General features: G+C 67.0%; 14 protein-coding genes. 10 read left to right on the forward strand and 4 right to left on the reverse strand.

Annotated elements, in window-relative coordinates; translation table 11 throughout:
• The first annotated feature begins 49 nt into the window (after positions 1 to 49).
• Genes ispG through ACP7AI_RS03485 form a run of 3 tightly spaced genes read left to right on the forward strand, consistent with a single transcriptional unit; the run spans position 50 to position 1,870 of the window.
• Complete coding sequence (gene ispG, locus ACP7AI_RS03475; protein ID WP_426164105.1) at positions 50 to 1,177, forward strand: flavodoxin-dependent (E)-4-hydroxy-3-methylbut-2-enyl-diphosphate synthase; 1,128 nt, start codon at positions 50 to 52, stop codon at positions 1,175 to 1,177.
• 5 nt (positions 1,178 to 1,182) lie between these two features.
• The gene (locus tag ACP7AI_RS03480; RefSeq protein WP_426164107.1) at positions 1,183 to 1,347 is read left to right on the forward strand and encodes a hypothetical protein; all 165 of its coding nucleotides are present in this window, start codon (positions 1,183 to 1,185) and stop codon (positions 1,345 to 1,347) included.
• A gap of 40 nt (positions 1,348 to 1,387) precedes the next feature.
• Positions 1,388 to 1,870 (forward strand): GNAT family N-acetyltransferase, encoded by a 483-nt coding sequence (locus tag ACP7AI_RS03485; RefSeq protein WP_426164110.1) that lies wholly within the window; start codon positions 1,388 to 1,390, stop codon positions 1,868 to 1,870.
• 108 nt (positions 1,871 to 1,978) lie between these two features.
• On the opposite strand, the gene ppa is transcribed toward ACP7AI_RS03485, so the two are convergent.
• A complete protein-coding gene (gene ppa / locus ACP7AI_RS03490) occupies positions 1,979 to 2,563 on the reverse strand; it encodes an inorganic diphosphatase (protein ID WP_426164112.1) in 585 nt (194 codons plus the stop codon).
• A gap of 66 nt (positions 2,564 to 2,629) precedes the next feature.
• Between ppa and ACP7AI_RS03495 the strand changes: the two genes are divergently transcribed.
• Positions 2,630 to 2,947, forward strand: a complete 318-nt coding sequence (locus ACP7AI_RS03495; RefSeq protein ID WP_426164114.1) for a DMT family transporter — start codon at positions 2,630 to 2,632, stop codon at positions 2,945 to 2,947.
• On the opposite strand, the gene ACP7AI_RS03500 is transcribed toward ACP7AI_RS03495, so the two are convergent.
• Positions 2,937 to 4,853, reverse strand: a complete 1,917-nt coding sequence (locus ACP7AI_RS03500; RefSeq protein WP_426164117.1) for a M61 family metallopeptidase — start codon at positions 4,851 to 4,853, stop codon at positions 2,937 to 2,939. The genes ACP7AI_RS03495 and ACP7AI_RS03500 overlap by 11 nt on opposite strands.
• A 99-nt stretch (positions 4,854 to 4,952) precedes the next feature.
• On the opposite strand from ACP7AI_RS03500, the gene hisS reads away from it, so the two are divergent.
• Genes hisS through prmC form a run of 3 tightly spaced genes read left to right on the forward strand, consistent with a single transcriptional unit; the run spans position 4,953 to position 8,064 of the window.
• Complete coding sequence (gene hisS / locus ACP7AI_RS03505; protein ID WP_426164119.1) at positions 4,953 to 6,206, forward strand: histidine--tRNA ligase; 1,254 nt, start codon at positions 4,953 to 4,955, stop codon at positions 6,204 to 6,206.
• Positions 6,203 to 7,267 (forward strand): peptide chain release factor 1, encoded by a 1,065-nt coding sequence (prfA, locus tag ACP7AI_RS03510; RefSeq protein WP_426164121.1) that lies wholly within the window; start codon positions 6,203 to 6,205, stop codon positions 7,265 to 7,267. Before hisS ends, prfA begins: the two co-directional genes overlap by 4 nt.
• Positions 7,264 to 8,064, forward strand: a complete 801-nt coding sequence (gene prmC, locus ACP7AI_RS03515; RefSeq protein ID WP_426164123.1) for a peptide chain release factor N(5)-glutamine methyltransferase — start codon at positions 7,264 to 7,266, stop codon at positions 8,062 to 8,064. The genes prfA and prmC overlap by 4 nt, the downstream gene beginning before the upstream one ends.
• Here the strand turns inward: prmC and ACP7AI_RS03520 are convergent.
• The gene (locus ACP7AI_RS03520; protein WP_426164124.1) at positions 8,061 to 9,731 is read right to left on the reverse strand and encodes a serine hydrolase domain-containing protein; all 1,671 of its coding nucleotides are present in this window, start codon (positions 9,729 to 9,731) and stop codon (positions 8,061 to 8,063) included. The two genes, prmC and ACP7AI_RS03520, sit on opposite strands and share 4 nt — an antisense overlap.
• A gap of 132 nt (positions 9,732 to 9,863) precedes the next feature.
• Here ACP7AI_RS03520 and ACP7AI_RS03525 point away from each other — a divergent pair, with 132 nt between their 5' ends.
• Positions 9,864 to 10,835 carry a CFI-box-CTERM domain-containing protein gene (locus tag ACP7AI_RS03525; protein ID WP_426164127.1) on the forward strand — a complete coding sequence of 324 codons (972 nt, stop codon included), beginning with the start codon at positions 9,864 to 9,866 and terminating at the stop codon, positions 10,833 to 10,835.
• On the opposite strand, the gene ACP7AI_RS03530 is transcribed toward ACP7AI_RS03525, so the two are convergent.
• Positions 10,832 to 11,836, reverse strand: a complete 1,005-nt coding sequence (locus tag ACP7AI_RS03530) for an aldo/keto reductase (protein WP_426164130.1) — start codon at positions 11,834 to 11,836, stop codon at positions 10,832 to 10,834. The genes ACP7AI_RS03525 and ACP7AI_RS03530 overlap by 4 nt on opposite strands.
• A 95-nt stretch (positions 11,837 to 11,931) precedes the next feature.
• Here ACP7AI_RS03530 and glmM point away from each other — a divergent pair, with 95 nt between their 5' ends.
• Together glmM and thiD are read left to right on the forward strand one after the other, a co-directional pair.
• Positions 11,932 to 13,263: a phosphoglucosamine mutase gene (gene glmM / locus ACP7AI_RS03535; protein WP_426164133.1), complete on the forward strand. Its 1,332-nt coding sequence runs from the start codon at positions 11,932 to 11,934 to the stop codon at positions 13,261 to 13,263.
• Positions 13,260 to 14,048 (forward strand): bifunctional hydroxymethylpyrimidine kinase/phosphomethylpyrimidine kinase, encoded by a 789-nt coding sequence (gene thiD / locus ACP7AI_RS03540; RefSeq protein ID WP_426164136.1) that lies wholly within the window; start codon positions 13,260 to 13,262, stop codon positions 14,046 to 14,048. Before glmM ends, thiD begins: the two co-directional genes overlap by 4 nt.
• Positions 14,049 to 14,095: the final 47 nt, after the last annotated feature.

Raw genomic sequence — 14,095 nt, forward strand, 5'->3', positions numbered from 1 at the left:
ACGGCGACGCGTGCCGGTGTAAGGCCGGGCGCAAGATCGGGAGCATAGCATGAGCGTTCGCCCTTGGCGTGACATCACCCGCCGCAAATCGCGGCAGATCATGGTTGGCAAGGTGCCGGTGGGCGGCGATGCGCCGATCGCCGTGCAGACGATGACCAACACGCTGACCAGCGATGCCGCGGCGACGATCGACCAGATCCGCCGCTGCGAGGAGGTCGGCGCCGATATCGTCCGCGTGTCGTGCCCCGATGTGGAGAGCACGGCGGCGCTGTCGACCATCGTCCGCGCGGTCAACGTGCCGATCGTTGCCGACATCCATTTCCACTACAAGCGCGGCCTGGAGGCGGCCGATGCCGGCGCCGCCTGCCTGCGCATCAATCCGGGCAACATCGGGTCGCAGGCTCGCGTCAAGGAAGTCGTCCGCGCTGCCAAGGCCAATGGCTGTTCGATCCGCATCGGCGTGAACGCCGGATCGCTGGAGAAGCATCTGCTCGAGAAGTACGGCGAGCCGTGCCCGGAGGCGCTCGTCGAAAGCGCGCTCGAGCATATGAAGATGCTCCAGGACGAGGATTTTCACGAGTTCAAGATTTCGGTGAAGGCTTCGGACGTGTTCCTCGCCGTTGCCGCCTACAACGGCCTCGCCGAAGTCTGCGACTATCCGCTGCACCTCGGCATCACCGAGGCCGGCGGGCTGCAGGGCGGTACCGTCAAGTCATCGATCGGGCTGGGCATGCTGCTGTGGGCCGGTGTCGGTGACACGATCCGCGTGTCGCTGTCGGCGGACCCGGTCGAGGAAGTGAAGGTCGGCTATCATATCCTGAAGTCGCTCGGCATCCGGGCGCGCGGCGTTCGCGTCGTGTCATGCCCCAGCTGCGCGCGCCAGGGCTTCGATGTCGTCAAGACCGTCGAGACGCTGGAGACGCGGCTGGCGCATATCACCACCCCGCTGTCGCTGTCGGTGCTCGGCTGCGTGGTGAATGGCCCCGGTGAGGCGCGCGAGACCGATATCGGCCTGACCGGCGGCGGCAATGGGCGGCACATGGTGTTCCTTAGCGGCATCACCGACCATGTCATCGAGAGTGAGAAGATGGTCGATCACATCGTGATGCTGGTCGAGAAGAAGGCCGCCGAGCTCGAAGCAGCCAAGCTGGCGGCGGAAGCGATTGCGGCGGAATAGCGCTGATGCATGGCATCGTCACCGTGCTGCTGTGGGCGCTGGTCGGCATTGCCAAGATCGCGGCGCTGGTGCTGTTGATCGAAAGTCGGTGGGGCGCCGCCGTGCTGGCGCTGGCACTGACCGGACTGATGGTCGTCGTGGCGTTGCAGTGGCGACGTCGCGTCGCCTGACCGGACTTGCGCCGCGGTGCTTGCAATGGTCAGTGGCGTCATGATCCGTCCCGCGACACCCGCCGATATCGCCACAATCCGTCAGCTGATCGTCGAGCTGGCGATTTACGAGCGTGAACCCGATGCCGTGAAAGCGACCGAGGCCCAGCTGCACGAGGCGCTGTTCGGCGCGCGGCCGATCGCCGAGGCGGTGCTGGCGGAGCATGACGGAGAAGCAGTCGGGCTGGCGCTGTTCTTCACCAATTTCTCGACCTGGGAGGGCAGGGGCGGGCTGTATCTCGAAGACCTGTTCGTCCGGCCGGAAGCGCGCGGGGCCGGGGTCGGCAAGGCGCTGCTGGTGCATCTGGCGGGGATCGCTGTCGCGCGAGGCTATGGCCGGTTCGAATGGCAAGTGCTTGACTGGAACGAGCCGGCGATCGGGTTCTACAAGGCGCTGGGGGCCAGGCCGCGAGACGAGTGGACGGTTATGCGGGTGGATGGCGACGCGCTGGCGGCGCTGGCGGGCGCTGCTCCCCCTGCCTGAAAGGGAGTGGGATGCGGGGGAGGGTGAGCCATCCCGCGCCCGAGTTCAGTGAGGGTCGGACACACCCTCCCCCGACCCCTCCCTTGAAAGGGAGGGGGGAAGTAAGGGTCAGCCGCGTGGCGCGCCCGGATGTTCGCGGGGTGACGGCACGTTGGCGCCCTTTTCGGCTTCGTTATACCGTTCGATCGATTCCAGGATCAGCCGTTCGGCGGTCGCCTTGCCCTGCCAGCCCTGGAACTTCGTCCATTTGCCGGGCTCCAGGTCCTTGTAGTGGGTAAAGAAATGCTCGATCTGCTGAAGAAGAATGTCCGGCAAGTCGGTGTATTCGCTGACATTGTCGTAATAGGGGTGAACCTTGTTAACCGACACGCAGAGCAACTTGGCGTCACCGCCGGCGTCGTCCTCCATCATCATCACGCCGACCGGGCGGACGCGGCTGATGCAGCCGGGCACGAAGGGGGTGCGAGCGACGACAAGGGCGTCGATCGGGTCGCCATCCTCGGCGAGTGTGTGCGGGATGAAGCCGTAGTTGGTCGGATAGCGCATGGCGGTGTGCAGGATGCGATCGACGAACAGCGCGCCCGAGGCCTTGTCGAGCTCGTACTTGACCGGTTCGCCGCCCAGCGGGCATTCGATGACGACGTTGACGTCGTGCGGCGGGTTCACGCCGATGGGGATTTGATCGATCCGCATTAATGTCTCCTGTGCTGCGGCGCGGCGTAGGGGCCGCGGCGTGATTTGTCTATGGGAAGGATGGCTATGGCCTGGCTGGCACTGATCCTCGGCGGATTGTTCGAAGTAGGCTTCACGACGTCGCTGCGCTTTGTCGACGGCTTTCGCAACTTGCCCTGGGTGTTGGTCTTCCTTGTCGCGGTCAGCCTGTCGATGGGGCTGCTCGAATATGCCGGGCGGACCATTCCGATCGGCACCGCCTATGCCGTGTGGGCCGGGGTGGGTGCGGCCGGTACGGCGATCGTCGGCATCATCTGGTTCGGCGAGGTCGCCAGCCTGCCGCGCCTGCTGCTGCTGGCGGGCCTGGTCGGCTGCATCGTCGGGCTGAAGCTGATCAAGGCCTAGCCTTGAGCAGCTGGTCGAGCGCCCCCTCCGGCCCGGTCTTTTCGAAGCGCGGGTAGCGCAGGCCGCCATTCCAGGCGAAGTCCACGACGCGCAGCCGGTCGGCGGTCTTCACCAGCAGCCGGATCGGCGCCTTGCCGCCCTTGGCCGCGGTGATCTCGGCCTTGAGCTGGTCGTCGGAATAGGGCTTGTCGTTGACCGCGACCAGGCTGTCACTGACGGTCAGGCCGGCGGCATAGGCTGCACTGTCCCAGACGACCTGCTCGATCAACCCGTCCTTGCCGATGACGAGCCCGCCCGAATAGCTGAGATTGTTGCTCCGCACGCCGCGACGTGCTTCCGCAAAGGCCGTCGTCGGGGTGTCGGTATAGACGAGCTTGTAGCCCGACATGGTGAAGCCGTTGAGCGGCGCGTGCTCGGCCTTTTCGGTCAGCCGCTGGTTGAGGAAACCCGCCCAGTCATAGGGCACGACACCGTTCAGGGTGCTGACGACCGTGTTGAAATCATAGGTGTTGACGCCCCAGTCGCCATCGTTGACGCCGAAGAAGGCGCGGGCAAAATCGTCGAGGCCCCTGGCGCCCTTGCTCTCGCGCCGGATGATGGCGTCGGCCTCCATCCAGATCAGCATGCCTTCGGCGTAATAATCCTCGCTGCGCTGCTCGCTGGTCCAGCCTTTCGGCGCGCGGCGGCTGATCACCGGATCGTTGGTGGTGTCGTCGAGCGAGCGCCAGCTGCGGGCCGGGCGGTTGTCGAGCGACGCGGCGATGGCGGCGAGGCTGTCGAGCGTATCCTGCTTCGACGTGATGCCCGAGCGCGCACCGAGCACATATCCCCAGAACTGCGTCTGGCCTTCATAGACCCAGAGCAGCGAATTGCGCATCGGCACACTGTAGTTCGGCGTGAACAGGTCGGCGCCGCGGCGGTACTTGCCGTTCCAGCTGTGGGTGAATTCGTGCGGCAGCAGGTTGCGATCGCCGGGCCCCTTGTTCCAGTCGGTGAAATAGGGCGGTGAAACGCCGTTCTCGCTGCTGCGATGATGTTCGAGGCCGATGCCGCCCATCACGTCGGAGAGCGACAGCAGCAGGTGATAACGATCGAAATGCCGGGCGCCGAACAGCTTCAGCGACTGGTCGACGAGGCGTTTGTGAGCGTCGATCTGCGCCGGCGTGGCTTCAAGAAAGCGCGGCGCATCGGCGACGACGTCGAGGCTGACGTTGTTGCCGAGGTCCCAGCTTTTCGCCCACCGGCCAGCGATGAAGGGCGAATCGACAAGCGTTTCGAAATCGACGGTCTCATAGGTCGTGGTGTCGCCGCTGCGGCCCGTCGGCTTCAGCACGCCATAGGCGGTCCAGCCGGCCGGCCAGGTGACGCTGGTGCTGAACGGAATTTGGCGGGTGAAATAGCCGGCGGGATAGAGAGCGACGCTGTTCGGTTGCAGGCTGAGCATGTCGGTGGTGGCGACGATGCGGCCCTGGTTTCCGGCGGTGGCCGACAGGAACTGGAAACGGACGTCGAGGCTGCGCGTGCCGGCGGGGACATCGACGGTGAAGGCATAGACGTCGATTTCGTCGCGCTTCCACCGCAGCGGCTTGCCGCCGGCGCTGATGGTCAGGCCCGCGACTTTTTCGACCTGGCCGGTCGGGCTGTGGTTGCCGGGCAGCCATTTCGGAAACAGCAGCGTCATCGGGCCGGGTTCGACGATTGGGATGGTCTGCCGCACCTTCCAGATGCCGCGGGTAACGTCGGTGGCGTCGACCTTCAGCGTGATGGTGCCGGGGTAGGCGATGTCCTGCGGCGCCGGGATGGTGCTGGTGATGGGCAGGGGTTGCGGCAGGCTGCGGATCGGGGCGGCGATGGTAGAGGTGGACAACAGGGCCGCAAGGCCGACCAGCAGAAACGGACGTGGCATCGAGATTCCTTCTTTTGTCACAATTAGGCGCGGCGCTTTGCGGCTGTCCAGCGGCGTTGCAGGTGACATTCGCCGCGGCCTCGCCTATCCGGCAGCGTTATGACGACAGCACAGAAACCACCGCAGCGGGCGCCACAGCGGCCGCGCGGCACGCAGGACATGATGGGTGAGCAGGCTGCGCGCTTCGATCATGTCGTCGAGACGTTCAATCGGGTGCGGAAACTCTATGGTTTCGGCCGGGTCGAGGTGCCGATATTTGAATCGACCGCGGTGTTCGCGCGCTCGCTCGGCGAGACCACCGATGTGGTGTCGAAGGAAATGTATTCGTTCGAGGATCGCGGCGGGGATTCGCTGACGCTGCGGCCGGAATTCACGGCAGGGATTGCGCGCGCCTATATCGAGAATGGCTGGCAGCAGCACGCGCCGATGAAGCTTGCGACCTGGGGGCCGCTGTTCCGCTATGAACGCCCGCAGAAGGGGCGGTTCCGGCAGTTCCACCAGCTCGATGCCGAGGTGCTGGGCGCAGCCGAGCCGGCGGCCGATGTCGAGGTGATCGCGCTGGCGGCACAATTGCTGGACGAGCTGGGGGTCGACGACCGCGTCGTGCTGCAGCTGAACACGCTGGGTGATGCCGAAACGCGGGCAGCGTGGCGCGAGGGGCTGGTGGCGCATTTTTCGGCGCATCTCGATGTACTGTCACCCGAAAGCCGGGAGCGGCTGGCGAAGAACCCGCTGCGGATTCTCGATTCCAAGGCGGAGGGCGACAAGGCGCTGGTCGCCGATGCACCGCGCATCGATGCCTATATGACCGCCGAGGCGGGGGCGTTCTTCGAGGCGGTGCAGAAGGGCCTGCAGGCGTCGGGTGTCGATTTCGTGCGCGCCGAGGCGCTGGTGCGTGGGTTCGACTATTACCGCCACACGGCGTTCGAATTCGTGACCGACGCGCTGGGCGCGCAGGGGACGGTAATCGGCGGCGGCCGCTATGACGGTCTGATCGGCGCGATGGGCGGGCCGGAGACGCCGGCGGTGGGCTGGGCCGGGGGGGTTGAGCGATTGGCTATGCTGGTGGCGGAGCCGGAGGTGGCCAGCACAGTCGCGGTCGTTTCGAACAGCCCCGATCTGGAGCCGGAAGCGCGCGCTTGCCTGTTGACCCTGCGCCGGGCCGGCATTGCTGCCGAGATGGCCTATCGCGGCAATGCCAAGCGGCAGATCGAGGTCGCCAGGAAGCGCGGCGCGAGTGCGATTGTCATCGTGCGCGGCGCAGGAGCGGATCAACCAATCCATGTCCAGACGCTGGCTGCGGACGCCGATGCGGATCGACTGTTGACGCTGCTTGCGGTGCACGCTGCATGATCATTTCTCCCGAACGCATCGCGCAGATCGAACGTCGGCATGCTGACCTCGCGTCGCAGATGGGCAACCCGGCGCTCGCTGCGGACAAGTTCGTCCAGCTGTCGAAGGACTATGCCGAGTTGACGCCGGTCGTCGAAGCTGCGGCGGCGCTGCGGTCGTTACGTGAAGAGGCCGAGAGCCTAAAGTCGATCGCCGCCGCTGACGAGATGTACGACATGGCGCAGGAGGAACTCGGCGCCATCGAGGAGCAGTTGCCCGCCGCCGAGCGCGCACTGGCGCTGAAGCTACTGCCGCGCGACAGCGCCGATGCCAAGCCCGCCATGCTCGAAATCCGCGCCGGTACCGGCGGCGATGAAGCGGCGTTGTTCGCCGGTGATCTGTTCCGCATGTACGAGCGCTATGCGGCGACGCGCGGCTGGCGGATCGAGCCGATATCGATGTCCCCGGGCGAAATGGGCGGCTTCAAGGAAGTCATCGCCAGCGTCACCGGCGATAGCGTCTTTGCCCGGCTGAAGTTCGAAAGCGGCGTCCACCGCGTCCAGCGCGTGCCGGCGACCGAGACGCAAGGCCGCATCCACACCAGCGCCGCCACCGTCGCCGTACTGCCCGAGGCCGAGGAGGTCGATATCGACATCCAAGACAAGGACCTGCGCATCGACGTGTTCCGCTCGTCGGGCCCGGGCGGCCAGTCGGTCAACACCACCGACAGCGCCGTGCGCATCACCCATCTGCCGTCGGGGCTGGTGGTGCAGCAGCAGGACGAGAAATCGCAGCACAAGAACAAGGCCAAGGCGATGAAGGTGCTGCGCTCGCGCCTGTACGACCTCGAACGTTCCAAGGTCGATTCGGCGCGGTCGGCGGACCGCAAGGCGATGGTCGGTTCGGGCGATCGCTCCGAGCGCATCCGCACCTACAACTACCCGCAAGGGCGCGTTACCGACCATCGCATCAACCTGACGCTGCACCGCCTGCCCGAAATTCTCGAGGGCCCGGGGCTGGAGGAACTCGTCGCGGCGCTGATTTCCGAGGACGAAGCCGCGCGCCTGGCGGAACTCGGGTGAACGCCGCCGCCGCGCTGCTCGCCGCGTCCCGCCGTATCGATCGCTTCGACGCCGAGGTGCTGCTGGCGCATCTCGTCGGCACCGATCGCATGACGTTGCTGACGGGGCCGAGCCGCGACATCGACGAGGCCGGTTACGAGGCGCTGGTGGCGCGGCGCGAGAAGGGTGAGCCCGTCGCCTATATCACCGGCTGGCGGGAATTCTGGTCGCTGGAGCTGGCCGTGACGCCCGACGTGCTGATCCCGCGGCCGGATTCGGAAACGCTGATCGAGGCGGCGCAGCGCGTGCGTGGCGATCATGCGCCGGCGACGATCCTCGACCTCGGCACCGGTTCCGGCGCCCTGCTGCTGGCGGCGCTCAGCATCTGGCCGCGGGCGCGCGGGCTGGGCGTCGATCGCAGCTTCGCAGCGCTGGTCGTGGCGGCAGGCAATGCGGCGCGGCTCGGGCTGTCGGACCGTGCTGTGTTCAGCGAAAGCGATTGGGGGCAGGCGGTCGATGGTCGGTTCGACCTGATCCTCAGCAACCCGCCCTATGTCGAGACCGGCGCGGAGCTCGCGACCGACGTGCGCGACCATGAACCGGCGGCGGCATTGTTCGCCGGCGCCGACGGTCTCGATGCCTATCGCATGCTGATCCCGCAACTGCCCAACCTGCTCAACCCGGGCGGTGCCGCCATCATCGAAATCGGCGCGACCCAGGCCGAGGCTGTCGCCGACCTGGCGCGGGCGGAAGGCTTTCGCATCCTGCTGCGGCGGGACCTGGCCGGGCACGACCGGTGCCTCGTGCTGACGCGCTAGCCGTCCCGGCGTTCGAGCATGCGTCCCGACAGGATGGCCACCTGCGGGCGTCCTGCGACAAAGCCGGTGAAGCCTACGCGCTCCGGGTTCCAGTCATCGTCGCTCGGCCGCCAGACGTCTTCGCCGATCTCGTAAAGCTGCTGCACACCATCGGCGTAGAGCTTGTCGCCGCGCGCAACGAGGGTGAAGCCGCCGATCCAGGGATCGTCGCTCTGGTAGTGGCCGGCGCGCTGGGCAAGCCGCTCGGGGGTGGCCGGCAGCGTCGCCGCGGCACCGTTTCGGCCAAAGCGGCCGGGGCCCCAGTCGGCAGCGACGACATTGCCGTTGGAACGGGCAAAAGCCATCGGGAACTCGCCGAAGCGGACGCTGTCGGCGGCGAAGATATCGGGGGCGAGCATGCGCAGCGGCGTGCGAGTGCCGCCATCGACGAGGGTCAGCGCCGGCCCGGCCTCAACCATGAAGCTGCCGCCGGGGCCGGCATAGCGCCCCGCATAGTCTGCCGGCCTGGGAGCCGCAGCCTCGACCAGCGCCGTCGGCGTCGGCAGCGGCTTGCCCTCCTTGGCCGCGCGCATGGCCTGGCAGGCGAACTGGGTGATCAGCCGCGGGCGATAGCCGGCGCCGCCCGACATCGGCGTGCTGGCATAGGCGCCGACTTCGGACACGGCATCGCTGTGGAACGATGAGGCGAAGCTGACCATGCCGCCGGTGTGGTGAAGGAGATCATGACCGTCGACGGGGCGGTGCATGATGCCGAGGCCGTAGGTTTCCGCCGGTGCCGCCGGCACCTGGACGACGGGGCTGGCCAGCCACAGCCTGGCGGTGGCGTCGCTGAACAGCGGACCGCCCTTGCCCTTGCCGACGCCGATCAGGAAACGCAGGTACCGCCCCATGTCGGGCAGCGTCGCCGCGACGGAGCCGGCGCCCAGCGAGGCATCGACCCAGGGTGCCGGCGCCAGCGTGTACGGCGACAGCATCGGCCGGTCGGGACGCAGCGGGCCATAGCTGGCCGGGTAACGGGCGCGATCGCGAAAGGCGATGTTGCCGCGGCTGGCGGCCATGCCGAGCGGCTGCATGATGCGCGCCTCGATGCTGCGCGCCAGCGGGCGGCCGTCGATGCGCTCGATGACGCTGCCGAGAAGATCATAGCCGGTGTTGGAATAGCTCCAGTGGCTGCCGGCCTTGAATCCTGTCCACAATTTGTGGCCGGCGGGGCCGAAGGGCGGTGCGAAATCGGGCAGGCCGGTGGTGTGGTCGAGCAGGCCGCGGATGGTGAACGGCGCATCGGGCAGCGGCGCCTCGGGCAGCACGGTCCGGATATCGGCTTCGAGATCGAGCTTGCCGGCCTCGGCGAGTTGCAACAGGCAGATGGCGACAAAGGATTTGCTGATCGATCCGATCTGCCACAGGTCATCGGGGCCGAGCGGCTGCCGGCGTTCATAGTCGCGGGTGCCGGACTGGATCAGCGCCGTCAGCGGGCCATCGACGACGACAAGGCCGAGTGCGGGCAGGCCGAAGCGTCGGCGATGGTCCTCGACATAGGCGGCAATGGCGGCGAGCGCCTGTTGCTGGGCAGCATTGGCGCCGGGCGCGCTGATGGCGGCGCGGGCGAGGCCGGGCACGGCAGCGACGGCGCTGCCGGCGAGAAACAGGCGGCGATTGATCGGCATGGTGAACCCCCGGAAAGTATCGACTGTGGCGAATGGCGGTCCGGGGTCAAGAGCGGCGCCGAATCGGGACTTGCCTGCCGTGCCAGTCGCGTGCCTAATTCAGCCGGCGCGGGGGCGCCAACGGAGGGGATCATGCCGGTAAACGACACGCCTGCTGCCGATGCGGCGATGGTCAACTGCGCGCTGTGCTGCGTGGCCGGGCTGGCCGGAACCACCGCCGAGGCGGAACGCGGGGCCGTGATCGCCGACGTCGGCGTGCCGGTTGCAAAAATCGAGGAGGTTTTCCTCGAATACGCCTACCGCAAGTGCGCGGTCGCACGGTCCGACCTGGCGAAGGACACGCTGCCGGCGCAGGTGCTTGGCGTACAACGCTGGCTGATGTCTCGTCACGGATTTGCGGTCAATCGTATCGGCGATACCGTCAACCCTCTGTCCGTCGGCGTGATAGCCGGCCAGATGGGCGCCTGCGCGGTCGGGACCCGCTTTGTCGTCCTGGTCATGGATTGGGACGATGACTTCGGCGCCACCGGTGCCCATTGGCTGACAGCGACCCGAACGGCAGGCGGTCTCAGCTATACCGATTACCAGCTCGACGTACCGGCGGGCCAGATCGAGGCGATGCGGCGTGTGACCCGGCGTGTCGCCGCGCCCTTTGGTCAGCCTTCGATCACCGCAAACCTGCGCGAGGCGTTTGCCGACCCCAGTCGCGGCACCAACCGCTTCATGGCGCTGAGCGTGGCGCCGGCGACGGCGACAAACACGGGTTGCTGCTTCAAATGCTATATCACCACGGCAACCTGCGCGGCGATGGGGTTGGCCGATGACTGCGCCGAGCTGCAGGCGCTGCGCCGTTATCGCGATGAGGTGATGCTGGCGACCCCGTCAGGGGCGGCCGCCGTCGCTGCCTATTATGCGGAAGCGCCGGCGATCGTGGCGGCAATCGATCGCCTGCCCGATGCCGCCGAGCATTACCGCCGGCTGTATGACGATTTCATCGCGCCCGCCGCAGCAGCCGCGATGGCCGGCGATAATGATCGTGCCGAAGCATTGTATCGCGCCGGCGTCCGCGCGGCGGCCGCGTGTGCCGAAATTGTGCCGGCCTAAAGCCGGACCATCGCCATCATCGCCTTGGAGCCATAGCGGTCGCCGGCGGTGGTGCCCGGGGGCAGGGCGGCGTCAAGCGTTGCCATGTCAGCGGCGGTGAGGGTGAGCGAAGCGGCACCGGCGTTGTCTTCCAGCGTCAAGCGGCGCTTGGAGCCGGGGATCGGCACCACGCTGTCACCCTTGGCAAGCAGCCAGCCGAGGGCGACCTGTGCGGCGGTGGCGCCATGGGTGGCAGCGATCTCCTTCACGACTGTTACTGCGGCCATGTTGGCGTCGTAGTTGGCGCCCTGGTACCGGGGGTCCTTGGATCGATAGTCGCTGTCGGGCAGGTCCTCGGCGCGGGGCTGGCTGCCGGTCAGGAAGCCGCGGCCGAGCGGTGAATAGGGCACGAAGCCGATGCCGAGTTCCTGGCACAGCGGCCAGATCTCGTCCTCGACGCCGCGTTCCCACAGCGACCATTCGCTCTGCAAGGCGCTGATCGGGTGGACGGCATGGGCGCGGCGGATGGTGCCGGCGCCGGCTTCGGACAGGCCGAGATAACGCACCTTCCCCTCGCGGACGAGGTCCGCCATCGCGCCGACGGTGTCTTCGATGGGGACGTTGGGGTCGACGCGGTGCTGGTAAAACAGGTCGATATGGTCGGTGCCGAGCCGCTTCAGGCTGGCTTCGGCGACCGCGCGCACGTTTTCGGGGCGCGAATCGGTGCCCGAAACCTTGCCGTCGACGATCCTGAAGCCGAATTTGGTGGCGATGACGGCCTGGTCACGCTTGTCTTTCAGTCCGCGGCCGACGAGTTCCTCGTTGATCCAGGGGCCGTAGACTTCGGCGGTGTCGAAGAAATTGACGCCGAGGTCGAGCGCCCGGTGCAGTGTCGCCACCGCCTCGTCGATGTCGACGACACCGTACATCGCCGCCTGGCCGGCGGTGCCCGCCATGCCCATGCAGCCCAGCCCGAGCGCCGAAACCTCGAGTCCCTGCGTACCTAGTTTGCGATGCTGCATTTCCGGCTCCTCTTCGCTGGTGATGCTAAGCGCGGGGCTTCGACAAGCCAATCACTTGCGCGTAAACAGCCGGCAAAGAGCCAGGGCAAAGCAGCATGACACGCAAATATTTCGGCACCGACGGCATTCGTGGCCTGACCAACGCCAGCCCGATGACCGCGGCGATCGCCATGAAGGTGGGGCAGGCGGCAGGCACGCGGTTCCTGCGCGGCAACCACAAGCACCAGGTCGTCATTGCCAAGGACACGCGACTGTCCGGATACATGATGGAATCGGCGCTGACCGCGGGATTCACTTCGGTCGGCATGGACGTCATCCAGGCCGGGCCGATCCCGACGCCGGCGGTAGCGATGCTGACGCGCTCGCTGCGTGCCGACCTGGGCGTGATGATCTCCGCCAGCCACAATGCCTATCAGGACAACGGCATCAAATTGTTCGGGCCCGATGGCTTCAAGCTGTCGGATGCCGACGAAATCGAAATCGAGGCGATGATCGATTCCGATGTCGCGCTCGCCGAGCCCAAGTCGATCGGCCGGGCCCGCCGTATCGAGGATGCCCGCGGCCGCTACATCCATTTTGCCAAGGCGACGTTCCCCGACGACCTGCGGCTCGACGGGTTGAAGGTCGTCATCGATTGCGCCCATGGCGCCGCCTATGGCTGTGCCCCGCAGGCGCTTTGGGAGCTGGGCGCCGATGTCGATGCCATCGGGGTGACGCCCAATGGTTTCAACATCAACGACCAGTTCGGCTCGACCCATCCCAAGGCGCTGCAGATGCGGGTGCTGGAAGTCGGCGCCGACATCGGCATTGCGCTCGATGGCGATGCCGACCGGCTGATCGTCGTCGATGAAAAGGGCCAGATCGTCGACGGCGACCAGATCATGGCACTGATCACCGGCCGCGCGCAGGACACCGGCACGCTGAAGGGCGGCGGGCTGGTGGCGACGGTGATGTCGAACCTGGGGCTGGAGCGCTGGCTGTCGGGGCGCGGGTTGAACCTGCACCGCGCCGGTGTTGGTGACCGCTATGTCCTGGAGGCGATGCGCGCCGGCGGCTACAACATCGGCGGCGAGCAGTCGGGGCATCTGATCCTCGCCGACCATTCGACGACCGGGGACGGCCTGGTGGCGGCGCTGCAGGTGCTGGCGGCGCTGGTGGCGAGTGCCCGGCCGGCGAGCGAGGTGCTCCACATCTTCGATCCGGTGCCGCAGCTGCTGAAAAGCGTGCGCTTCACCGGCAAACCGCTCGACGACGACCAGGTGAAGGCGCTGATCGCCAGCAGCGAGGCGCGGCTGAACGGCCATGGCCGGCTGCTGATCAGGAAGTCGGGGACGGAGCCGGTGATCCGCGTGATGGCAGAGGGCGACGACAAGCAGATGGTGAAGGCAATCGTGGAGGAGATTTGCGCGGCGGTGGTGGCGGCGTGAGCGATCGGCCGGCGCGCATTCTGGTCATTGCCGGGTCGGACAGCGGCGGTGGCGCCGGCATCCAGGCCGATATCAAGACGATTACCTGTCTCGGCGGCTATGCCATGACGGCGGTAACGGCGGTGACGGTGCAGAATACGCTCGGCGTGATGGGCATCCACCCCATTCCAGCCGACGTGGTGGTGGCACAGATGCGAGCGTGTATCGACGATATCGGGGTCGATGCGGTGAAGATCGGCATGATCGGCGCGGCGGAAACGGTCATTGCAATTGCCGAAATCCTGGGCTGGCTCAAGGTGCCGATCGTGCTCGACCCGGTGATGATGGCCAAGGGTGGTGCATCGCTGCTCGATGATGAAGCCGCGCTCGCACTGATCGAGCGGTTGCTGCCGCTGGCCAGCGTGGTGACGCCGAACACGCCCGAGCTGGTGGCACTGTCGGGCACCGAGGTCGAGGATGAGGCCGATGCGCTGCTGGCGGCGCAGGAGTTGCTGCTGCAGGGACCCGGCGCGGTGCTGGCCAAGGGCGGGCATCTGACGGGCGATCGGCTGACTGACTGGCTGGTGACGCGCGGCGGGCATGTGGCGTTTACGGGCACCCGGGTCGAGACTCGGCATACCCATGGCACCGGCTGTACGCTGGCGTCGGCACTGGCGTGCGGGTTGGGGCAGGGGCTGGACCTGAAGGCCGCGGTGGTGCGGGCGCGGGCGTTCGTGGCGCAGGGGATTGCGCGGGCGCCGGGGTTCGGGGGCGGGCACGGGCCGCTGGGGTTTTATCCATTGTGAAGGGTGGCAGCCCCTCACCCCGCTCGGCTGGCGCCGAGTCGCCATCT

The organism is Sandarakinorhabdus sp. DWP1-3-1, from assembly GCF_049896705.1.
GTDB lineage: Bacteria > Pseudomonadota > Alphaproteobacteria > Sphingomonadales > Sphingomonadaceae > Sandarakinorhabdus.